Genomic DNA, 22,964 nt, shown 5'->3' with positions numbered 1-22,964 from the left:
TCAGGCTCTGCGCCGGGCGCGCATTTCGCGCCGCCGGGCCATGGCATCGGCCCTTGCGCCGGCCCGTTCGTTGCGCGGCGGCGCGGGGACAGGGGCGGGCTCCTCCGACACCCGCGCGGGCTCCGGGGCGGGCGCGGCGCGCGTTGGTGCGGGCGCGGGTTCGATCATCCCTCCCCCGAACAGCCCTGCGACCCGGCCCGCCAGGTCGGCCAGCACCGGGAAGCGGAAGATATCGGTGATCGACAGCCCCTTCGCGCCAAGTTCGTCGCGGATCGCCCGATGCGCCTGCACCGCCAGCAGCGAATGCCCGCCCAGCTCGAAGAAATTGTCGCGCCCCGAGATGCCCTGCACCCCCAGAACCGTCGACCAGATCTCGGCAATCCGCGTTTCGAGCTTCGCCAAGTCGGCACTGCCCGGCGGTGTGCCACCGGCAGACGGCGCTGCGACCGCGGGCGCAGGCCGTGGCTCTGGCTTGGCCACCCGGGCCGGGCGCGTCACGGGCGCGGGCAGCGCCTTGCGGTCGACCTTCTTGTTCGGGGTCAACGGAAAGGCATCGAGCTTCACGAAATGCGCCGGCACCATGAAGCCCGGCAGCCCCCGGCCCATTTCGGTGCGCAGCGCGGCGTCGTTCATCTCGGTGGCGGCGGTGTAGTAGCCCACCAGCCGCAGGTCCCCCGGCGCGTCCTCGCGCGCCACCACCACCGCCTGCGAAATGCCCGGCTGCGCCTCCATGACGGCCTCGATCTCGCCCAGCTCGATGCGGTAGCCGCGCAGCTTCACCTGGTGATCGACCCGGCCGATGAAATCGATCCGGCCATCCATGCGACGGCGCACCAGATCGCCGGTGCGGTACATGCGGCCTTCGTGGAACGGGTTGGAAACGAACCGCTCGGCGGTGAGCGCCTCGCGGCCCCAATAGCCGCGCGTCACGCCCTCGCCACCGATCCAAAGCTCGCCGGGCACACCCACGCCCACCGGCTGCTGCGCCTCGTCCAGCACGTAGAGCTGCTGGTTCGCCAGCGGCAGGCCGATGTTCACCACACCCTCGGCGGCGAGCGCATCCTCGGTCGAGGACCAGATCGTCGTCTCGGTGGGCCCGTACATATTGGTCACCGAAGCGTCGGTGATCCGCCCGAACTCCTCGACCAGCGCGCCGGGCAGCGGCTCGCCGCCGAGGAACAGGTGATCCACCTTCGACAGCGCAAACCGCGCCTCGTCGTTCATCGCGATCATCCGCGCCATCGAGGGCGTACACTGCATATGGGTGACCCCATGGCGCAGGATCTGCGCGGCGATCGAGAAATCGTCCTCGGCCAGTTCCGGCGCGACATTCGCCCGCTTCACCACTTCGGCCAGCGGCTTCAGCCCCTCGAGCACGGTGTCCACCGGGATGCCGTAGTCGATCAGGCAGGCGATCTCGCCCACGCCGATGCGCTTGAGTTGCTCGGTCCGCTCCAGTGCGTCCTCGACCGTGCCGAAGAGCCCGCTTTCGTTGAAATAGCGCTCGAAGGCGAAATCGAGGATCGCCTCGAGGTCCTCCGGCTCCAGAATGTCGAGGTCCAGATCGAAGGCGTTGTTCACCCCTTTTGGGCGTTTGAACGCCGGGAAGGCCCAGGCGTATTGCTTGATGAGCGCCGCCGCCGAGCGCAGGTATTCGCGCATCGGGCCGCGAGCAGTCTCTCGCGCCTCCTCGCGGGTGCCCGCAACGAAGCTGTGCAGCATCAGCGTGACGGTGAAATCCTTCGGGTCGCGCCCGGCCTCGCGCAGCGACGCATGGTAGAGGCGGATCATCTCGGCCACGTCGTCGATGCTCTGCCCCAAGAGGTGCGTCAGGACGTTGCAGCCGTGGGTGCCGGCGTCCTTCCAGGTCTGCGGGTTGCCCGCGACGGTCAGCCAGAGCGGCAGCTCCTTCGAAACCGGGCGCGGCTGGGTCACCACGTCAAACAGCGTCCCATCCTTGCGCGGGAAGGATACGGGCTTGCCAGCCCACAAATCCCGGATCTGGGAAATATTCTCGATCACCGCCTTCTTGTTGTCCGGCGGCGTGTTCTCCGGGCGCAGCACGAAGTCATCCGGCTGCCAGCCCGAGGCCAGTGCCAGCCCGGCCCGACCGTTCGTCAGGTTGTCGATCACCGCCCATTCCTCGGCGATCCGCGCCGGGTGGTGCAGAGGCGAGACCACCGAGCCCGAACGCACCGCCAGGTTCTCGGTGACCGCCGCCACCGCCGCCCCGGTCACCGAGGGGTTGGGATAGGGCCCGCCGAAGGCGTGGAAATGCCGTTCGGGTGTCCAGACCGCGCAGAAGCCGTGCTTGTCGCCAAACTTCGCGCCCTCCAGCAGCAGCCGGTACTTGTCGCGCCCGACGCCGTCATCGTTGCCCCAGTAGTAGAGCGAGAAGTCCATGCGCTGATCCGACAGCGGCATCGGCCCGTTCGAGATCAGCCCGCGATCCTCGTCCGAGGTCAGCACCACCTTGAAGCCGCGCGCCAGCGTGTAGAACAGCTCCAGCACCGAGATGTCGAAGCTGAGCGAGGTCACTGCCAGCCACGTTCCGGCGGGGTCATGCGGCACCACAGCATCCATGCCGGCAAAGAAGTTCACCACGTTGCGCTGCTCGACCATGACCCCCTTGGGCGTGCCGGTCGAGCCGCTGGTGTAGATCAGATAGGCGAGGTCTTCGGGGCCGCTGGTCGCTTCGGGGCGCGTCGCCGGGGCCTGCGAGAGCCGCGGATCGGCATCGAGCAGCAGGAGCTGCGCCGCGTGCTCCGGCAGGCTGTCCGCCAGGGCCGACTGGGTGACGATCACCGGCGCGCCGCTGTCGGCAATGTAGTGCTGCAGCCGGTCCGCCGGGTAGGACGGATCGAGCGGCAGGTAGGTGCCGCCCGCCTTGAGGATGCCGAGCGCCCCGACCATCAGGTCGACCGAACGACGGGTGCAGAGCCCGACGACCACGTCCGGCCCGACGCCCATCGCCTGCAGCACATGCGCGGCGCGGTTGGCGCGCGCATCCAGGTCGGCATAGCGCAGGCTCTGCCCCTCGAAGACAAGCGCCACGGCCTCTGGCGTCTTCGCCGCCTGTGCCTCGAAGGCGGCCTGAATGGTAAGGCCTCGGTCATGCTCCATCCCTGTGGCGTTCCACAGGTCGACGACCATGGCCCGTTCGGCCTCGGGCAGGATCGGCAGCTCGGCAACCGCTCCGCCGCCGGACAGATGCGCCGCGATCAGCTCCAGCCGGGCGGCGATCAGCTCGGCCTGCGCGGCGGAGATGCACCCGGTGTCCGCATGAAGGATCGCCCCCTGCGCCGTCTGCTCGACGGTCAGCGCCGTACCGGGGACCATGCCGGCGGCAAGGCTCAGCCCGAGATGCGGCACCTGCGGCGCACCGGTCAGTTCGGGCGTGCGGGCGGGCAGATCGGTGGCAAAGCCCCGGCGCGTCTTCGCCTCGGCAACCGAGATCGCCAATCCGGCTTCCAGCGCCGCCACATCCCCCGCGCTCTCCGCGCGCAGCGGCACCCAGGGGGTGATGATCCCGCTCTTGGCCAGCCCACTCAGCGCCAGATCGCTCAGCGCGATGTCGCAGCCTCCCTGCTCGTCGTGCCGCGCGGCAAAGGCGGCAACGACAGAGCCGATGTCCGCCGTGCCCAGCGACAGCGGGCGCATGGTGATCTCGCCTGCGGAACGGCCCAGCCCCGGCAGCTCGAATGGCCTCAGGTCAGCGAGCCGCTGCCGCCAGAAGCCCTCATGCGGGGCGACGGCACGGATGGCGCTGTCGATCCGGGCCCGCTCGTCCGGCTCCAACATATCCAGCGATCCGCCGGGTTTGCCGACCTGCGCCACCAGCGCGGGCGCGCCACAGATATGGGCGAAATGCGCCAGCCGCAGCGCTCCACTGCCGCAGGCGACGGTGAGGTGATCGTCGGTGGCCTCGAGGATCTCGCCGGGCGTGCCGCACCCCTCGATCCCCGTCGCCGCGCCAACCAGCCAGAGCCGGCCGTTCGCGCGCAGCTTGGGGGCCGAGAGAGGGTTGGCATAACCGCCATGATCCAGCGCCCGCACCAGTCTCGCGAGATCGGTGGCAGGCTTGGTGAAGTCCAGCAGAGCATGCCCCGACGGCCGGTTGGCCAGCGCGTGGTAGCTGCGCTGCGCGAGGTCCTGCGGAACGCGCTTCAGCCCGCCCGCCAGCTGCGCGATCACCTCGTCGAAACTGTCGATGGCGGCCTCGAAGGCCTTGGCGTTCAGCGTCAGCGCCGTATCGGTTCCGGAAATGTCGAAGCCGCGGGTCACGAGGATATCGCCCTCGTCCACGCCGCCCTCAATCATGTGCCAGCTGATGCCGTGGCGGGTCTCGCCCTCGATCAGCGCCCAGACCGGCGCGTTGAGCCCGGCGTGGCGCGGCAGCGGCCCGTCGTGGAAGTTCACCGCCCCCTTGGACGGCAGCGCCAGAACGGAGGCGGGAATAATATCCAGATTCGAGATCGACAGCAGGTAGTCGAACGCCTGCGGCAGGCGCTCCGCCAGCCCACGCCCGGGGGCGACGACCTCGATTCCCTTGGCCGCGGCCCAATTCCCGATATCGGGATTGCGCGTCACCACGGCAGAAATCTCGTGGCCTGCCGCCAGCAGCTTCTCCGAACATTGCACCAGCAGAGACTCGTTGCCGATCACCACAGAGGTAAACTTGGCCATCACATTCACTCCACCTTCGCCTCTGCGCGTGCCGTCCCCGCGGGGACGGCACGTCCCGGCGCGGGCCGGAACAGGGCGCGGAGGTCATGGGACAGAAGATCGCGCAGGAACCGCGCGGGATCGGCGGGGGGCTTGCGCTGAATCAGCCGGCGCAGCCGCCAGAGCAGCCCGCCGCTGGCATGCGACAGCGTCGCCAGCGCGGCGTAGCCCCGTCCGTGGGATTTCGAGAAATAGTGCCAGCGGCTGTCGAGCCAGAAGCCGGGAACGCGGGTCCAGCGCTTCATGCCGGTCGAGACCGAGCCGATGTGCATGACCTCGCTCTCGCGGACATAATGCGTCTCGTAGCCCGCCCGCGCGGCGCGCAAGCAGAGCTCGGTCTCCTCGAAGTAGAGAAAGAAGGTCTCGTCGAAGAGCCCGATCTCGTCCAGCACCCTGCGCCGCATCATCAGCGAGGCCCCGGCCAGCCAGTCGACGGGCCGTGTCCCCGCGGGGACGGGCAAGGGCACAGCCTTGTTCCGCAGCAGCCGCGAAACCGGACCCGAGCGCGCGGCGCCCTCGAATTCCGAGGCGATCGAGGGAAAGCGGAAGGCGGTGATCTGCGCCGCGCCATCCTCGCCGAGCAGGCGGCTTCCGGCGAAGCCCGCCTGCGGATGCGCTTCGAGGTGGCCGACCAGCGCGCGAATCGCCCCTTCGGCCGGGAAGGCGTCGGAGTTCAGCAGGTAGACGTAGTCCGGGTGGCTGCCGTCCGACATGCCGGCGCGAATGCCAAGGTTGTTGCCCGCGCCGAAGCCGCCGTTATGGCCTGACCGGATCAGCCGGATCGGAGCGCCCTGCGCCCAGGGCTCACCAGCGAGCGCTGCCTCCATGGTTTCGTAAGACCCGTCGCCGCTGTCGTTGTCGACGATGACCAGCTCGGCATCGAGGCCCTGCATCGCGCGCAGCGCCGCCTGCGCCGAGCGCAGGGTCATTTCCGCGGTGCGGTAGTTGAGCGATATGACCAGAACGCGGGGCATGGCCTACTCCGCCGCCCGCGCGCCGAAGCTCAGAACGGCGCTGTTCAGGCGCTCTGCCTCGGCCTCGGCGATGGCGCGGCGCATCTGCGCGGCCAGCACCCGCACGTTGGGCTCCAGCACCATGGAATCGTGATCCCCCGGCACCTCGTGCACCTCGACGCCCGGCACGTATTGGCCCCAGTCGTTGTCGTGCAGCACGTAGGCGCGTTCCGAGTTCACCATACGGCCGCCACCGACCTGCCACTTGCCGACCAGCGGCGGGCGGTAGAGCACCAGCCGCCCGTCCCAGGGGCGCAACTGGTATTGCGCCACCGCCGAGAGGAAGGCCGCCTCGATCTCGGCGTTGTGGAAGGCGTGGCCAGCCTCGGTCTCGTCTTTCGCGCTGCGCTTCTCGATCTCCCAGCGCAGGCGGTTGCGCGCCCAGATCAGCGGATAGAAGACGCCCTTCGCCTTCGCCTCCTGCCACTGGATGCGCAACCGGTCGCCGCGGTCCAGCGGGCGGCGCACGGGCAGCGGCGTGTCAAGCAGCACGCAGAGCGAGACCTCCTCGCCCATGGCTTCGAGCTGGCGGGCGATCTCGTAGGCGGTGATGCCGCCGCCCGAGAAGCCTCCGACCATGTAGGGGCCCTCGGGCTGCACCTGCCGCATCTCGGCGATATAGTCGCGCGCCGCGGCTTCGATGCTGTCGTGCGGCGCCTCGCCGCCGTAGAGCCCCTTGGCCTGTAGCCCGTAGAACGGCCGGTCAGCCCCCAGCAGATGCGCGAGATGGCGCAGGTTGAGCACGTTGCCGAACATGCCGGCGACAAGGAAGAACGGCCGTCGCGGACCGCCCTCGCCGTCGTGCATGGGCACGAGATGGGTGAAGCGGCGCTCGGGAGCCTTCGGCTCTGCGGGCGCGTCCTCGCCGGTGTAACCGGTGCGCTCGGCGATCAGCGCGGCGCATCTGCGGATGGTCGGCGCCTCGAAGAGCACCGAGATCGGGAAATCGACGCGGAACGCCTTGCGCACCATGGAAAAGAGCCGCACGGCGATCAGGCTGTGGCCGCCCAGGTCGAAGAAACTGTCCTCGGCCCCGACGTCCTGCACGCCCAGCAGCTCCTCCCAGAAACCCGCCAGCCGGCGCTCGATCTCGCCCTCGGGCGCGACATAGTCGCTGTCGAGCTGCGGGCGATCGAAGCTCTGGCCCTCCGGCTTCTCGGCGGTGGAGGCGGCTGTCTGCCGGGTGAGCTGGTCCAGATCCATCGACGAGACCACCACCTGCGGCAGCCCCAGCGCGAGCGCGCGGGCAAAGGCCTCGACCCCCTCGGCGGGCAGGATGCCCTGGCTGAGGTTGTGGGCCAGCCGCTCCTCGGCAGGCGACAGCGGCTGCGCGGCGGCGGTCTCATCGACCTCCAACTCGGCGGCAGTGAGGCGCGGCGTGACCTGCAGTTGGTCGGGCGTCTCGAGACGCCGGATGGTAAAGCCGGAGACCTCCACCAGCACGGTCCCGTCGGGCGCGCAGAGCGTGACATCGAAGCTGGCGGTCTCGTCCTCGACGCGGTTCCCAGCCGCGTTGCGCACCCAGCTCACGATGCGCTCCGGCAGCGGCGCATGAACGCGCACCCGGGCATAGGAGACCGGCACCCACAGATGCGTCGGCTGCCATCCCCCGATCAGCTCCATCGCCCAGCCGGTGGCGATGTCAAGCAGCGCCGGATGCAGCAGGCAGGCGTCCTGCGCCGCCTCGGGCGGCAGCGACAGCTCGGCGATCCCCTCGCCCTGCCCCAGTGCGCGGCTGTCCAGCACCTTCCAGCGCGGGCCGAAGTCGAGCTGCACCTCCTGCGCGGCGGCGAGCTTGCCGCCCTGCGGCGCGCGCAGCGGCCTGCCGCAGCGGGCGCGGATCGCCGCGAGGTCCAGCGGCGCGGGGCGCGCCATCGGCAGCAGCGCCAGCGTGGCCTGCGCGGTGAGTGCAAAGCCCCGGCGCCCGTTCAGCGTGGCATCGGCCAGCACCTCGAACCCGTAGCCCTCGTCGCGGCGGGTGAGTCGCAGGCGCATCTCGCGGCTTCCGTCCCCGCTCACCCGCAGCGGACGCAGGAAGCTCAGGTCGCGGATCTCAAAAGGCTGGTCCTCGTGCTGCGCCTTCAGCGCATGAGCGGCGAGGGTCAGGTAGCCGGTGCCCGGCAGCAGAGCGTCGCCCGCCCGGGTCCGATGCTCGCCGATGATCCAGTCGTCGGTCGAGAGCCTACTGGTGAACAGCCGGTTGCCAAGGCGGTCGAAGGTTGCCGCATCGAGCAGCGGCAGCCCGGTGGGCTCGACCGGCGCCTCGGGCAGCTCGCCCTGGCGCGCGGCGACGGCCTCGGCGGCCATGCCGACCTCGTTCCAGATGCCCCAGTTGATCGCGGTGACCTTGGTCTTCCCGCCGGCGCGGGCGCGCGCGAAGGCATTGAGATACTCGTTGGCGGCTACGTAATCCACCTGCCCCGCCGGAGCGGTGACGGTGGACGACGACGAGAACAGCACGATCCAGTCGGTCGCGCCGTCGGGGAAGACCTCGCCCAGCACTTGCGTGCCGTGGATCTTCGGCGTGAAGACATCCTCGACCGAGGCGGGGGTCTTGGCGAGCAGCGGCGCGTCGTCGATGACCCCCGCGCCGTGGATCACCCCGGTGATGCGGCCGAAGCGCGCCTCGGCCGCGTCCCGCGCGGCCTGAAGCTGGGCGCGGTTGCAGACGTCGGCGGCGAGGACCATGACCTCGGCCCCGGCGTCTTCAAGAGCCTGCACCGCACGAATGCGGCGCGACAGCACGTCCTGCGGCGCGTGGCGGGCGAGGTAGTCGGGCCAGTCGGCGCGGGCGGGCAGGTCGCGGCGGGCAACGAGGATCAGCTTCGCCCCCTGCCGGGCGAAGGCCATGCCGAGCGAGAGACCGATGCCGCCGAAGCCGCCGGTGAGCAGGTAGGTCCCCGGCCCCGGCTGCGGCGCGCCCTCGGGCAGCGGTACGGGTTTCATGGAGCATTCGAAACGGCGGCCGTTGCGCAACGCGGCGATGGCATCCTTCGGCTCGGCCAGAAGGTCCTCGAGCACGAGGTCGGTCAGTTGGATCAGGGCCTGCGCGCGCTCCGCCTCCGCCTTTCGGCGGGACAGCAGCCCGCCCGTCGCGGGCGGCGGCAGCACGAGGTCGAGCGTCTCGACGCTCACCCCCGGCAGCTCGCGCGGAATGACCCGCGCGGGACCGGCGATGGTCGCCTTGGAGGGGTGCTCCAGCGACTCATGCCGAACCTGCGCCGCGCCGGAGGTCATCACGGTCAGCTGCAGCGGGCGCGGCAGGTTCTCTTCGGCCATGGCCTGCGCGAGGAAGAGCAGCGAATAGAACCCCTGCTCCTGCACACGGTGGAAGAAGCTGGACCCGGGGCGATGGCTCTCGCCCTCGGTGACTAGCCAGAAGTGCGCGATTCGGGTCGGCACGTGGCCGCGCAGCGCGAGGTCCTGCAGCAGAAGGTCGTAGCCCTCTCGCCCGCGCTCCGGCGGCAGGATGTAGGACGTGTCCGACAGGCGGGTGAAGGCATCGCCGGGGCGGACCTCGATCACGTCGTGCCCGGCGGCGGTGAGCCGCGCGGCGCAGCGGGCGGCGAGTCCCGACTCGTCCATGAACATCAGCCAGACCTGCGGCTCGGCCTGCGAAAGCCCTTCGGCGATATCGAATGCCACCTCGGCGGCGCGGGGGCGCCAGACCGGCGCCCAGCCCCAGGTGCCGAGGTCATCGGAGCGGGTGAGTAGTTTCGGAGCACCTTCTGCCTGCGTCTTGCCCGGTGCGATGAAATAGGGCGCGTGCTGGAAGCCATAGGTGGGCAGCACGACGCGGTTGCGGCGCGCGCCGCCCCAGACCTGCTCCCAGTCGATCCCGGCCCCGAGCGCCCAGAGACGGCCCAGCACCTCGAACATGAACTTGTCGTCGTCGATCTGCTCGTCCGGGTGGCGCAGCGAGCTCAGCACCTGCTGGGCCGGCACATCCGGGTGCTGGCGGGCCAGCGAGGACAGTGCCTTGCCCGGCCCGACTTCAAGGAAGATGCGGTTCTTCTCCGCGGCCAGAGTCGCCACGCACTCGGCAAAGAGTACGGTGCCGCGCAGGTGGTCGGTCCAGTAATCGGGGCTGGTGGCCTCCTCGGGCGTCATCCAGGTGCCGCTGCGGTTCGAGGTCAGCGGGATCTGCGGCGGGCTGAGGTCAATGCTGCGCAGGTAGGCGCGGAACTGCTCGAGGATCGGCTCGAGCATCCGGCTGTGCGCCGCGATGTCGATGGCGATGCGCTGGCAGTCGATTCCGTCCGATTTCAGTCTCTGTTCAAGGGATTTCAGCGCCTCGGCCGGCCCCGAAGCCACCGACAGCCCGGGCGCGTTGACCGCGCCGAGGTCGAGGTCGTCGCCAAGGTAGCCGCGCAGCGTCTCGGCGGGCAGGCTGACCGAGAGCATGCCGCCGGCGGGCACCGTGTCGAACAGGCGCCCGCGCAGGTGCACGAGGCCGATGCAATCCTCGAAGCTGATCACCCCGGCAATACAGGCAGCGGTGTTCTCGCCCATGGAATGGCCCGAGAGCGCGGCGGGCGCGATGCCCCAGTTCATCCAGAGCTTCGCCAGCGCCACCTCGATCATCAGGATCAACGGCAGCTGCAGCGAAGGTTTTTTCAGGGCCGCGTCGGCGGCTGCCTTCGCCTCGAGCGCGGGCAGCCAGAGCGCGCGGATGTCCTCGTCGGTGATCTCGGCCAGAGCGGTCAGGCCGCGGTCCATCCAGTCGGCGAAAACAGGCTCTGTTTCGTAGAGATCGCGTGCCATCCCGGCGTATTGCGCGCCGCCGCCGGGGAAGAGGAAGGCCACGTCCGGCCGATCCAGCGCGCTGTGCGAATGCACGCGGCGCGGGGACTCTTCCTCCAGAAGGCGCGCTGCCTCCTCGTGGCTTTCGGCGACCACCACGCGGCGCTTCTCAAAGTCGTGGCGCCCTTCTTTCAGGGTGAAAGCGACATCGGCCAGCGGCTGCTCGGGATGCGCGCGCAGGTGCGCGGCGAGGCGTCTGGCGTTCTCGTCGAGCGCCGCCTTGTTGCGGCCCGAGAGGGTGAGGATCTGGAACGGCCAGTCACTGGCTTCGGAGGCGGGGCGCAGCGGCGCCTCTTCCAGCACGACATGGGCATTGGTGCCCCCGACGCCCAGCGAGTTCACCCCGGCGCGGCGCGGGTGATCGCCGCGCTGCCAGGGGGTGAGCCTGTCGTTGACCACGAAGGGCGAGGTTTCGAAGTCGATGGCGGGGTTGGGTTTCTCGAACCCCAGCGAGGGCGGCATCTGCCCGTGGTGCAGCGCCAGCGAGGTCTTGATCAGGCTCGCAACACCGGCGGCGGTGTCTAGATGGCCGATGTTGGTCTTCACCGAGCCGATGCGACAATGCCCTTGTCTAGAGCCGCTTTGGGCGAAGGCCTGGGTCAGCGCCGCGACCTCGATGGGATCGCCGAGGTATGTGCCGGTGCCGTGGCATTCGACGTAGTCGATGCTGTCCGAGCTGACCCCCGCCACGGCCTGCGCCTCGGCAATGGCCTGCGCCTGCCCGTCCACCGAGGGCGCGAGATAGCCGGCCTTGCCCGCGCCGTCGTTGTTGATCGCCGAGCCCTTGATGACCGCCCAGACGTGATCGCCATCAGCGATGGCATCCTTCAGGCGGCGCAGCACCACGACCCCGGCGCCCGAGCCGAAGACCGTGCCGCGCGCGCGGTGGTCGAAGGCATGGCATTCGCCGTCGGGCGAGAGGATCTCGTTCTCCTTGTAGAGATAGCCGCGCCTCTGCGGCAGCTCGATGGTCACGCCGCCCGCCAGCGCCATGTCGCATTCGCCGCTCAACAGCGCCTGCACCGCGAAATGGGTGGCGACCAGCGAGGTGGAGCAGGCAGTCTGCACGTTGACCGACGGCCCGTGCAGGTCGAGCACGTAGCTCAGGCGGGTGGTCAGGAAATCCTTGTCGTTGCCGGTATGGCGCAGCAGGAACATGCCGGTGCTGTCCACGAGGTCGGGGTTCGAGCACAGGTTGACGGAGAAATAGCTGCCCATGCCGACGCCACCGAAGACACCGATGGCGCCGTCGAAGCTCGCGGGCACGTGACCGGCGGTCTCCAGCGCCTCCCAGGCGGCCTCGAGGAACTGCCGGTGCTGCGGATCCATGATCGCCGCGTCCTTGGGAGCGAAGCCGAAGAACTCGGCATCGAACATCTCGAAACCGTCCAGCGGCGCACCGAAGGGCACGTAGTCGCGGTGGCGCATGAGGCCCGGATCCTCGCCGGCGGCGCGCAGCTCGTCCTCGGAGAAACGCCGGATCGACCGGCGGCCCTCGCGCAGGTTGTCCCAATAGGCGGAAATGTCGGAGGCGCCGGGCAGGTGCGCGGCCATGCCGACGATGGCGATGTCCGTCTCGGCAATCTCGTTCAGAACTTCCAAGACCCAACCCTCACTCGCACCAACCCGCGACCCTCCGTTCGGTAAAACCTGAATACGGAGAAAATTGGGCGCAAACCAGCCAGCCCCCCCCAGCGGGGAAACAAACCTCCGCCCCGGGGCAGCACTGTCGGCCGGAGGCGATCTTAACAGAGGTAAATCAGGTTGTCTGTGCCGGGGCGCGGGGCGCGCGCGGTTGTGAGACTCAGCTGCCCTGCGCGGCCAGAGCCATGATCGCGGGCCAGTTGAGCCAGATCGCCAGCGCCGCGAGAGCGGTACCGAAGAGCGCGGCGGTAAGATCGTGCAACGGGTCCCAGACCCCCATGCGCCGGGCCAGCCAGACCACAACCGGGTAGGCCAGCAGGAAGGCCGCGCCATAGCCCAGCAGCGCGCCGATCAGCCCGTAGGTTTCGAGACCGACGAGGATGCAGCCCATCATCAGCAGCGCCCGCGCCAGCGCCAGCACGAAGAAGGCGCGGCTGTCGCCCGCCGCCAGCGCCGCCTGATCGTAGGTCTGCACGACGATCTGCGGCATCTGCATGCAGGCGACGAGCACCGTGACCGCCCCGGCTGCCAGATAGCGTTCATCGTACATCAGATCGACCAGCCAGTGCCCGCAGAGCGCGAAGCTGGCCACCAGCAGCAGCAGCGGCGCGGTGACGGCAAAGCGCATCTTGCGCAGCCGCGCGAAGTTCTCGCGGCTCTCGCGCGGGGGGCTCTCGCGGTAGATCGGGATCAGCACCTTGCGCGTCACCATCCCGCCCAGCAGCATCGGGAAGGAAGCGAGGAAATAGCCGATGTTGTAGACCCCGAACGCGTCGAGGCTGAGATACTTGCCGATCAGGATCTTGTCGCCCTGACTGAAGAAGAAGCCGCAGACCGTCGACAGGAAGATCCACTTGCCGAAGGTGACCAGCTCGGCCCGCGCCTCGGGCTCCATTCGGAAGCGGTTGCGGCCTCCGGACAGCAGCAGCGAATTGGCGATCACCTCGAAAACCACGCTGATCAGACCCGAAAACACCAGCGACCAGACCGATCCCGTGGCCCAGGCCAGCAGCACGGCGCTGCCGACCCCGAGCGTCTGCGTCGCCAGTTCCAGCACCGTGACCCGGCCGAGCCGCAGATGCCGGTTGGCGCTGTCCATGCGGGTCGGACGGAAACCGGCGATCAGCAGCGCGAGCCCGGCCACCGGCAGCAGATGCAGCAGTTGCGGCTCGTCGTAGAAGGCGGCCATCGGCCAGGCCAGCGCGCAGGCGGTGAGCCAGAGCCCGACGCCGCGCACCACTTGGATGGTCCAGGCGGTGTCGAGGAAATCACGATCATCGCCGCGCTTGCTCTGCAGGATCGCCGGGGTCACCCCCACGTCCGAGAACTGCATCAGCCCCATCAGGAAGACCGAGACCAGCGCCATCAGCCCGAAGGCCTCGGGGAACAGCAGCCGGGTGAGGATCAGGTTGCTGCCCAGCCGAAGCGCCTGCGAAAAGCCAAAGCTGCCGACGGTCAGCAGCGAGCTGCGCAGAACCCGCGCGCCAAGCGAGGCGCCCGAGAATCGTCGGATCAGGGTCGCGTTCATCACCGGCCGCGACTCCAGTCGGGGCCCGCCTGCGGGCTCATCCGGACCAGAAGCGCCACGCCGGTGTAGACCGCAAAACCGATCGGGTCGCGCAGCGCCATGCGCAGCTTTCCCATCGCCGAGAGCGGCAGCTTGTCGTCATTGCCCAGCAACCGCGGGTAGAGCGCGCCGACCTGCGCCACCCCGGCGTCCTGCCGCCGGCGCACGCGGACCAGCGCGGGCAACCCCTCGGCGATCGGCCATTCGTAATGGGCAGGCACAGCGCTGCGTTCCTCGGGGGTGAAGCTGAGCCGCACGAAGGTGTCGTCCGAGATGATGTCGGGGAAATCCTGCCAGCGGGCACGGCCCTCGGCATTGACCGCGAAGACGCCGCAGCCGGGCACGCCCCCCGTCATGAAGGGCACCTGCCGCCAGGTCCGGGCATAGGCGCGGGCCACCCAGCCATGGGCGGTGATCCGCAGCCGCCCGCTGGCGTAGCGCGCGCCGGGTCGCGACAGCGCCGCATGCAGCTGCGAGAGCAGGGGCTTGCTGACCGTCACATCCGCGTCGAGGTAGACCCGGTTTCCGGCGCGGGCCACGGCATCCCCGGCGTTGAGCGCGGCGAGCTTGCCGCCCTCGGTCCGCTCGATCACCTGCAGGCTCCAGCCACGTGACGCGAAGTCATCCCCGAAAGCCCGGGCGCGGGCGGCTGTGTCATCCCGGCAGCCGTTGGCGACGACGATCACCTCCGGCCCGGGGGCGTCGCCGGGCCAGTCAGAGGCCAGAAGGGCCTTCAGGCACGCGCCGATCAGCGCGCTTTCATTGCTCGCAGGCAGGATCACCGAAACCGAAGGGCTGCCACAAAACCGGGACTCGTCAGACGCCATGATCCGTACCAAGGACGACACACATGCTTAGTTCCTGCACCAGGACAGGGTGGCATTGCCAGCAAACTGTGGCCAAAGAATGATTTGAGACAGCGTGTGGTTTAATTGTCGACGGATTGGCCGGAACGTCCGATCGAGGCGTGGGAGATGGGGTGACGCAAAAACTTCGGATCGGGTATCTTGTGCCCCAGTTTCCCGGGCAGACCCATATCTTCTACTGGCGCGAGGTACAGGCGCTCGAGGCGATGGGCCACGAGGTTCACCTGCTGTCGACCCGCGTGCCCCCGGTGGGGCTGATCGCGCACAGCTGGTCCCAGGACGCCATCGCCCGCACCACCTACCTCGGAGAGATTCGCCCGTTCGCCGCCGCCGCCGCGCTGGCCCGGCTGCTGCCGCGCGGCCTCGCCGGCGACATGCTGCGCGAGGGCCCCGGCTTTGCCCGCGACGTGGCGCTGACGCTCTCTGCCGCCGAGGCGCTGCGTGACTATGCGGAGGCGCATCGGCTCGACCACGTGCATGTGCACAGCTGCGCCCGCGCCGCGCTGGTGGCCAACCTGGCGCGGCGGCTCGGCGGCGTGCCCTACTCGCTGACCCTGCATGGTCCGCTGTCGGACTACGGGCCGGGCCAGCGGGTCAAATGGCGCGGCGCCGCCTTTGCCACGGTGATCACCCGCAAGCTGACGGATGCGCTGCACGCGGCGTTGGGGGACAACCTGCCGCCGCGCATGGTGATCCGCCCGATGGGCGTCGACACCGAGGTGCTGCGCCGCGACACGCCCTACCAGCCGCCCGAACGCGGCCGCCCGGTGCGGCTGTTCTCCTGCGGGCGGCTGAACGTGGTGAAGGGCCACCAGGACCTGATGTCGGCCATGCGTCAGCTGCTCGATCAGGGCGTCGACGTGCGGCTGGAGATCGCTGGCGAGGATGACGCCGGAGGCAGCGGCTACCGCACCGACCTGGAGGCGCACCTGCGACGGCTGCGGCTGCAGGACCACGTGAAGCTGCTAGGCGCGATCGATGCGGGCGAGGTGCGCGACAAGTTGCTGTCGGCACATGTCTTCGTGCTGGCCTCCTGGCACGAGCCGCTCGGCGTCGCCTACATGGAGGCGATGTCCTGCGGGGTGCCGGTGATCGGCACCGATGCGGGCGGCGTGCGCGAGCTTATCGACGATGGGCATGACGGCAAGCTGGTCGCGCCGAAGGACCCGACGGCGCTGGCCCGGGCGATCCGTGACCTGGCGCAGAACCCCGAGACCGCCCGACGCCTCGCCGAAGCCGGACGCAGCAAGATCGAGCGCAACTTCCGCGCCAGCCTCGGGGCCGAGACACTGGTGGAGGAAATCCTGCGCGCGCGGCAGGGGTAGGGTCAAAAGCCTTCGAAGGCTTTTGCACCTCTCTTCAAAGAGAGGTGCGGCTCAGAGGCCAGCGGTGGGCAGCTCGTCCCCGGGTGCCTCCTCGAAGCTCAGCGACTCGACGGCAAAAAGCGTGACCCGGCCCCTTGCCCCTTCGGCGATCAGCCGCCCCGCCGCATCGCGCGAGAAGGCATAGTCCCCCTGCGCCCCCGGCAGCAGCGCCCGGTCGCTGCCCGCGCCGCCATGCAGATGATCGCCTCCGCCCCGCCCGATCAGCAGGTCGTCGCCGTCGCCGCCAAGCAGGATGTCGGGGCGCGCGCTGCCCTCGAGCCTGTCGCCCTCCGGCCCGGCGCGCAGCAGCAGCCCGTCGTCGAAGGTCCCGGCATCCCGCGTCTCCCAGCCGGTGGGGGCCGTGGCGTTGTAGCTCATCAGCATGTCCCAGCGCGGATTGGCGTCATCGAGGTGCCGCAGCGCGCCCCAGCTGCCCCATTGCGAGGCCGGGGCCACATCGACGAAAGCATTGAACAGCGTGCCCCCCGCTCCGATCCAGCCAGTCAGCAGCTGCTCGTAGAGCTTGGCCATCTCGGGACTGTAGTTGAATTGCTCGAAGAAGCTGGTCAGGCGTTCATCCTGCACCCGCTCGGCCTGCGCCGCCACATGGGTGCCGCCCTCGTACATGACCAGCCGCAGTCCCGCCGCCTCGGCCACCCCTGCGTGATAGGGGAAGATCTCGCCGGTCAGCTCGGCCAGCGAGCCCTCCTGCAGCGCCATGGCGACCGGCAGCATGGCGGCGTCGAACCTGTGGCGCTTGACGTATTCGCGCAGGGCGACGCGGCGCAGCCCCTGCGCCTCGCCGTCTTCCTGAGCCTGCATCTCGGCGCGCGACAGCCAGTCGTCCACCTGCCCCGCCATCTCGGCGCCGCCCAGCTCGTAGCCGAAGTAGCCCGCCACAGCGTAGGCGTCGAAGCTCTCCTGCGGCGCGCGGCCGAGCGCAAGATAGGCCAGCGGCGCGGTGAGGATCTGCTCCTCGAGCCCGGGCCAGCCGGTGTGGGTCGAGATCACCCGTACCAGCCTCGTATCCGCTGCGTCGCCGTAGACCTCGGACCAGATGTCCATGACCTGCGCGGCGCGCAGCCCGTAGTACTGGATCCAGCCCGATTCCGAGCGGCCCCAGCGCGCCTCGGCCTGCTGCGCCGCCCATTGCGCCTGTGGGAAAATGTGGTTCCAGACCTCGTTCGAGTACTCGACATAGGCCTTAAGGCCCGGATCGAGCCGCGCCTTCACCAGCTCGGCGAAGTTCCGGACGTAGTCGTCGTCGGCCATATGCGGCAGGGTGAACCACGGGTCGGCGCCGACCTGGTTGGCGAGCGCGATCATCACCTCTGGCGGCACGCCCCATGCGCTCCATGTGGCATCGCTCATCCGCGGGCGGTCGTCCCAGCCCTGCACCGGGGAGCCGTTGGTCATCATCCAGTCCATGAAGCGCAGGCTGCGCAGGTCGTGGACGCGCGCCAGCCAGTCGGGGTTGAACAGCGCCCCTGCCTCGAAGAGCGGCATCTGGTCCTCGCGCACCACGTGGATGTCGCGGATCGGGTCCTCTGGGTCGAGCGAAGAGATCGAGACCCCGACCGAGCCATCGCCCGGCGCATAGTCGAAGAGTGCCCGCCCCTCTTCCATCCGCACCCGGCTGGCACGGCCGGTGAGTTGCAGGTCGCCCTTGCCCTGCCACGTCACGACGTAGGTGCCGCGCAGGTGGGTGGCCGCCTCGGGCTGGTCGGTGAGCAGCAGCGCCTCCAGCCGCTCGACCCCCTCGGGGATGCGCAGCGGCCAGCCGTCCGGATCCAGCGCCCCGAGCGCGCGCAGCGCGTCGATCTCGACCCCGCCCCATTGCCCCGGCAGGTGGCCGATCCAAGGGCGCGAGGATTTCATCAGGTCGACGAAGGGATGCTGGGTGGACCAGTCCGACAGGCCGTTGAGCCCCATGGCCAGCGCCGGGGCGCCGCCGGGCCGCGCGCCGGGGTCCGGCAGGGCAAGCTCGGGTCGGGGCGGCAAAGGAGCCTCCTCTGCCGCCGGGGCGGCCGCCACCTGCTGCACCGGCTCCGACTGCGGCACCTGCGCCTCTGCACGCTCCTCGGGAAGACGCTCGGAGACCAACTGCCAGACGTGATCGGCGATCTGCGGATAGGCGGCGGTGATGGCCTGATCGATCTCGGGCGGCGGCAGGTAATCGGCGGGCGGCGGCGCGCCGTAGAGCGCGCTGTAGCTGACCATCGCCGCGAGGAAGTAGAGCGAAGGCGTGCCATGCGGCGCGTCGTCGACATAGAGCGCCTCGGCCGGGACATCCTGCAGCAGACCGCCCTCCTCGAGCAGTTCCGACAGGGCCCGCGCCACGGGAATCAGCGCCACCTGCTGCTCGGGCCGCGCCGCGCGCAACTTGCTCAGCAGATCGTCATACCAGACGCCGTAGGCCCCCAGCGTGTAGGCGTGATAGCGCCGCATGCCCCGCGCCGACGGCGGGTAGTCCCCGGCGACCGAGGCCATGTCGGGCCAGCCCTCGTAGATCCAGAGCGGCGTGCCGGGCGCATGGCCCTCGACCCAGTCGGCGACGGTGAGAATCGCATCCATCGGGCTGGTGCCCGAGGGGTTGTTGCCGGGATAGGGCGCGTCGGACTCCTGGTACTGCAGGAAATTGGCGGGGGTGATCAGCACCGCGTCGTAGCCCGCATCGCCGAAGGCCCCGCGCCCCGGGTCCCAGGCCTTCACCACGCCCGGAATGGTCCAGTTCGGCTCCGGCGGAAGTCCGTCCGAAAAGTCGCGCAGAAAGCCCCATTGCCCATCGAGCGCAAGGCTTGCGCCATCCGCCTGCGCCAGTTGCGAGAGCCAGTAGGGCGTGTTGCTGTGCGCCTCCTGTCCGAGGAAATGTACCAGCGAGTTGCCGAAGACATAGACCTCGCGCTCCGGGCTCCCGCCCTCCTGCGCGAGCGCCGCCAAGGGCCAGCCGGCGGCAAGAAGCGCCGCCCTCAGAAATCGCCCGACCATGAAACTCCCCTGAACCAAATACCTTCCCCGAAGCATATGGGCACCCGGTCCGAGCACTCAAGCGGCGCGGAGCCCGGCGCTGCACTGCGGCGTAACTTTCCGTCATTCGGCGGGCATTTGCGGTTTTCATTTCGGTTCCGCTGCGTATAGTCGCGCCCATGATGACCCTTGGCCATATCCCCGCTGCTGCACGTGCGTTCCGCGCGCCGGTTGCGCTTGGCCTGCGTCTAGTCCTAATCCGCCTCTGAGCGCGCATCTCGGCGCGACCGCTCAGAGGAGGACCGTTTCGCGCCGGCGAACCCTTTCCAGGACGACGACTCAAGAGATCCGAAAAATGACCGACCAAGCCAAAGACCGCGTGTACATCTTCGACACGACCCTCCGTGACGGCGAGCAGTCGCCCGGCGCGACCATGACCCATGACGAGAAGCTCGAGATTGCCGAGCTGCTCGACGAGATGGGCGTCGACATCATCGAAGCCGGCTTCCCGATTGCCTCCGAGGGCGACTTCCGCGCCGTCTCGGAAATCGCGGAGCGCAGCAAGAACTCGGTGATCTGCGGCCTCGCCCGCGCCCAGATCAACGACATCGACCGCTGCTGGGAGGCGGTGAAACACGCCAACCGTCCGCGCATCCACACCTTCATCGGCACCTCGCCGCTGCACCGCGCCATCCCGAACCTGACCATGGACGAGATGGCCGACCGCATCCACGAGACGGTGACCCACGCGCGCAACCTCTGCGACAACGTGCAGTGGTCGCCGATGGACGCGACCCGTACCGAGCATGACTATCTCTGCCGCGTGGTGGAGATCGCCATCAAGGCGGGCGCGACCACGATCAACATCCCCGATACCGTGGGCTACACCGCGCCGCGCGAATCGGCGGACCTGATCAAGATGCTGCTCGAGCGGGTGCCGGGCGCGGATGACATCATCTTCGCGACCCACTGTCACAACGATCTCGGCATGGCGACGGCAAACAGCCTCGCCGCTGTCGAGGCCGGTGCGCGGCAGATCGAATGCACGATCAACGGTCTCGGCGAGCGGGCAGGCAACACTGCGCTCGAAGAGGTGGTCATGGCGCTCAAGGTGCGCGGCGACATCATGCCCTACGAGACGCATATCGACACCAAGAAGATCATGCACATCTCGCGCCGCGTCGCGACGGTCTCGGGCTTCCCGGTGCAGTTCAACAAGGCGATCGTCGGCAAGAACGCCTTTGCGCATGAGTCCGGCATCCACCAGGACGGCATGCTCAAGAACAAGGAGACCTTCGAGATCATGCGTCCCGAAGACGTGGGTCTCGCGGGCACCTCGCTGCCGCTCGGCAAACACTCGGGCCGCGCCGCGCTGCGCGCCAAGCTCAAGGACCTCGGCGTCGATGTGGGTGACAACCAGCTCAAGGACATCTTCGTGCGGTTCAAGGACCTCGCCGACCGCAAGAAAGAGGTCTTCGACGAGGACATCCTCGCGCTGGTGACGGCAGCGATGACCGATGGCGCGGATCACCTCGAGATCGTCTCGCTCAAGGTCGTCTGCGGCACCGGCGGTCCGGCCGAGGCGACGCTCGAGATGGAAGTGGGCGGCGAAGAGAAATCCTGCGTGATGGAAGGCGATGGCCCGGTCGACGCCACCTTCAAGGCAGTGCGCGCGCTCTACCCGAACTCGGCGCGTCTGCAGCTCTACCAGGTGAACGCCGTGACCGAGGGCACCGACGCGCAGGCCACGGTATCTGTGCGCCTCGAAGAGGATGGCAAGATCGCCACCGGCCAGTCGGCGGACACCGACACGGTCTACGCCTCTGCCAAAGCCTATGTGAACGCGCTCAACCGCCTGCATGTGCGCCGCAGCAAGACCGGCACCGACCAGAAGGAAATCAGCTACAAGGACGTGGGCTGACGAACTCCGCAGCTGCGGCTGAACAAATGGAAGCCCGCTCTGGAAGGAGCGGGCTTCTTGCTTTTTCGTCGTCTCGTTCCCCTGGGCGGGCGGAGAAATTCTTCATCCCCCAAGCCGGGCATCCGGGCCGAAGACAGGGCCGATTAGGGGGCCGATTAGGGGGCCCGCTCAGGCGAAATGCCCCTCGTAGCCGTGCAGGTGGCCGTCCTGCGCGTGACGCTCCGAGCCAGCATGCGGCGCGAAAATGCTGTCGTTGTCTTCCGCATCGTCCGTCTGCCAGTTCGCGGCCCGGTCGCCATCGTAGAGCGCACCGTGCAGCGCGGCATATTGGCTTTCGACAAACATCACCTCCTGCTGCGCCAGATCGAGCTGCGCGTCATGGGCGGATGCGCCCCGCACGAAGGCGGTGGCCGGCTCCGGTGCGGCGAAGATGAAGGCCTCGGGCTCGTCCTCCTCGGACATCATCCCGGCGAGAAAGGCGCGTCCTTGCTCCGACAACACCTGCTCTCCAGCATCGAGCTGCGCGACCTCGGGCTGCGTCTCATGCAACAGCGCGGCGCTGCCGTCGCCGAGGGGGTCGGACACAGGTTCGCGCTGCGGCACATTCCCGTTCTTCTCGAGCCCCATCTCCTCGAGCGGGCCATCGACCGAAAGCTGCATGATTTGCGGCAGGCGCTCGGCCCAGCCGATCCGCCAGCTATCCGCGTAGCTCGCCACCGAAGGCGCCGCCGCATCCTCCGGGGCATGGTCGAGATCCAACCAATGGCCGATGCTGATCACCGCATTGCGCAGCCCCCGGACGCTGCCGTCCGCCTCACCGCGCAGCAGCGCCAGCTTCGATTTCCGCCCCTGCGAGAGCGCTTCCTGCTCGTGCGCCAGAGCATCCTCGCTGTAGAGCGATTCCAGCCGGGCTTCGTCGAGCGTGTCGTAATGGACCGCGTTGCGGGCCTCACTTCCTTCGTACCCGAAGGCGCCGGTCGCGAGACCGGCATCCACGAGCGCCAGATCCTGTGCCGTATCGTAGTGATGGACGCCGTTGCCCATCCCCAAGGCCTGCAAGGACCACAGGCCGCGTTCCTGTATCCGTTCCATGGGTTACCCTCATTCGCTCCGTTGCGATGGGGGCACATTGGCGCGAAGGAGCGGCGGAAGCGGCGCGGGATCATGGCCGCAAAGCGGACATTTCCCACTTTTTTACATGAACTTGACGGTTTCCGCTCCCAAGGAGCGCCCTCAGTCCTGACCGGCCTGCAGCTCCTTGAGGATCGCCGCGAGGCCGACGCGCCAATCCGGCCGTGGCAGGCCGAAGGCGGCTTCGGTCGCGCTGTTGTCCATGCGCGAGTTGGCGGGGCGCTTCGCCGGGGTCGGGAACTCCGAGGTGGGGATATCCACCACCTCGCAGGTGATGGCGGCCTGGGCAAATATCTCGCGGGCGAAGTCGGCCCAGCTGACATCGGGACCGCCCGACAGGTGATAGGTGCCCGACTTCGACGGGTCCGCGATCAGCTGGCTGGCTGCGGCGAGGCAGAGCTCGGCAATGTCCGCCGCCGGGGTCGGCCCGCCGATCTGGTCGGCGACGATGGTCAGCCGGTCGCGCTCGGCCCCAAGCTTCAGCATCGTCTTCACGAAATTCTTGCCATGCGCCGAGACCACCCAGGAGGTGCGGATGATCGCATGGGGGCCGCCGGCGGCACGCACCGCCTCCTCACCTGCCAGCTTGGTGCGCCCGTAGGCCCCCAGAGGCCCGGTCGGCGCGTCCGGGGCAAAGGGCTGATCGCCCGTGCCGTCGAAGACGTAGTCGGTCGAGATATGGATAAAGGGGATCCCGAGGTCGGCGCAGGCCCGCGCCATGGCACCGGGGGCTTCGCCATTGACCCGCGCCGCGGTGACTTCGTCGCTTTCGGCCTGGTCGACGGCGGTATAGGCGGCCGCGTTGATCACCACGTCGGGGGCTTCGGCCCGCACCGCCTCGGCGCAATCGGCCGGATCGGTCAGATCGGCCTCGTCGCGCCCCAGCGCCACCACCGGCGCCCGGCGCTGCACCTCGCGCGCCACTTGCCCCGTGGTGCCTAACATCAGTATCCGCATCTTTTA

At 68.9% G+C, this 22,964-nt stretch carries 10 protein-coding genes; 2 read left to right on the top strand and 8 right to left on the bottom strand.

Annotated features, from left to right (window positions below):
- The 5 genes from BM397_RS15900 to BM397_RS15880 all read right to left on the bottom strand — a co-directional run bounded on the left by BM397_RS15900 (window position 1) and on the right by BM397_RS15880 (window position 14,579).
- Window positions 1-4,686 carry a MupA/Atu3671 family FMN-dependent luciferase-like monooxygenase gene (locus BM397_RS15900; protein WP_092425835.1) on the bottom strand — a complete coding sequence of 1,562 codons (4,686 nt, stop codon included), beginning with the start codon at window positions 4,684-4,686 and terminating at the stop codon, window positions 1-3.
- Between the two features lie 5 nt (window positions 4,687-4,691).
- On the bottom strand, window positions 4,692-5,699 hold the full coding sequence (locus BM397_RS15895) for a glycosyltransferase family 2 protein (protein WP_092425833.1): 1,008 nt from the start codon (window positions 5,697-5,699) through the stop codon (window positions 4,692-4,694).
- A 3-nt stretch (window positions 5,700-5,702) separates the two neighbouring features.
- Window positions 5,703-12,143, bottom strand: a complete 6,441-nt coding sequence (locus BM397_RS15890) for a type I polyketide synthase (RefSeq protein WP_425425942.1) — start codon at window positions 12,141-12,143, stop codon at window positions 5,703-5,705.
- Window positions 12,144-12,345: 202 nt separating this feature from the next.
- Complete coding sequence (locus tag BM397_RS15885; protein WP_092425830.1) at window positions 12,346-13,713, bottom strand: oligosaccharide flippase family protein; 1,368 nt, start codon at window positions 13,711-13,713, stop codon at window positions 12,346-12,348.
- On the bottom strand, window positions 13,713-14,579 hold the full coding sequence (locus BM397_RS15880; RefSeq protein WP_092425828.1) for a glycosyltransferase family 2 protein: 867 nt from the start codon (window positions 14,577-14,579) through the stop codon (window positions 13,713-13,715). Before BM397_RS15880 ends, BM397_RS15885 begins: the two co-directional genes overlap by 1 nt.
- Before the next feature lie 152 nt (window positions 14,580-14,731).
- Between BM397_RS15880 and epsE the strand changes: the two genes are divergently transcribed.
- Window positions 14,732-15,943, top strand: a complete 1,212-nt coding sequence (epsE, locus tag BM397_RS15875; protein ID WP_092425826.1) for an exopolysaccharide biosynthesis GT4 family glycosyltransferase EpsE — start codon at window positions 14,732-14,734, stop codon at window positions 15,941-15,943.
- A gap of 51 nt (window positions 15,944-15,994) precedes the next feature.
- Here the strand turns inward: epsE and BM397_RS15870 are convergent, their stop codons facing one another.
- On the bottom strand, window positions 15,995-18,970 hold the full coding sequence (locus tag BM397_RS15870; RefSeq protein WP_092425824.1) for a type I secretion protein: 2,976 nt from the start codon (window positions 18,968-18,970) through the stop codon (window positions 15,995-15,997).
- A 334-nt stretch (window positions 18,971-19,304) separates the two neighbouring features.
- Here BM397_RS15870 and BM397_RS15865 point away from each other — a divergent pair, with 334 nt between their 5' ends.
- A complete protein-coding gene (locus BM397_RS15865) occupies window positions 19,305-20,870 on the top strand; it encodes a 2-isopropylmalate synthase (RefSeq protein WP_092425822.1) in 1,566 nt (521 codons plus the stop codon).
- A 168-nt stretch (window positions 20,871-21,038) separates the two neighbouring features.
- On the opposite strand, the gene BM397_RS15860 is transcribed toward BM397_RS15865, so the two are convergent.
- Window positions 21,039-21,962 carry a hypothetical protein gene (locus tag BM397_RS15860; RefSeq protein ID WP_143015385.1) on the bottom strand — a complete coding sequence of 308 codons (924 nt, stop codon included), beginning with the start codon at window positions 21,960-21,962 and terminating at the stop codon, window positions 21,039-21,041.
- Window positions 21,963-22,103: 141 nt separating this feature from the next.
- A complete protein-coding gene (gene rfbD / locus BM397_RS15855; RefSeq protein ID WP_092425818.1) occupies window positions 22,104-22,958 on the bottom strand; it encodes a dTDP-4-dehydrorhamnose reductase in 855 nt (284 codons plus the stop codon).
- Window positions 22,959-22,964 lie beyond the last annotated feature (6 nt).

This window comes from Alloyangia pacifica, assembly GCF_900116195.1.
GTDB classification, from domain to species: domain Bacteria; phylum Pseudomonadota; class Alphaproteobacteria; order Rhodobacterales; family Rhodobacteraceae; genus Salipiger; species Salipiger pacificus.
Note: the sequence above shows the minus strand (reverse complement) of the source record. Positions and strands in the feature narration are given on the sequence as shown.

Excerpts from the sequence above, each read along its gene's own strand:
- BM397_RS15900 (WP_092425835.1), bottom strand. The coding sequence starts at position 4,686 with ATGGCCAAGTTTACCTCTGTGGTGATCGGCAACGAGTCTCTGCTGGTG.
- BM397_RS15895 (WP_092425833.1), bottom strand. The coding sequence starts at position 5,699 with ATGCCCCGCGTTCTGGTCATATCGCTCAACTACCGCACCGCGGAAATG.
- BM397_RS15885 (WP_092425830.1), bottom strand. The coding sequence starts at position 13,713 with ATGAACGCGACCCTGATCCGACGATTCTCGGGCGCCTCGCTTGGCGCG.
- BM397_RS15880 (WP_092425828.1), bottom strand. The coding sequence starts at position 14,579 with ATGGCGTCTGACGAGTCCCGGTTTTGTGGCAGCCCTTCGGTTTCGGTG.
- BM397_RS15870 (WP_092425824.1), bottom strand. The coding sequence starts at position 18,970 with ATGGTCGGGCGATTTCTGAGGGCGGCGCTTCTTGCCGCCGGCTGGCCC.
- BM397_RS15865 (WP_092425822.1), top strand. The coding sequence starts at position 19,305 with ATGACCGACCAAGCCAAAGACCGCGTGTACATCTTCGACACGACCCTC.
- BM397_RS15860 (WP_143015385.1), bottom strand. The coding sequence starts at position 21,962 with ATGGAACGGATACAGGAACGCGGCCTGTGGTCCTTGCAGGCCTTGGGG.
- rfbD (WP_092425818.1), bottom strand. The coding sequence starts at position 22,958 with ATGCGGATACTGATGTTAGGCACCACGGGGCAAGTGGCGCGCGAGGTG.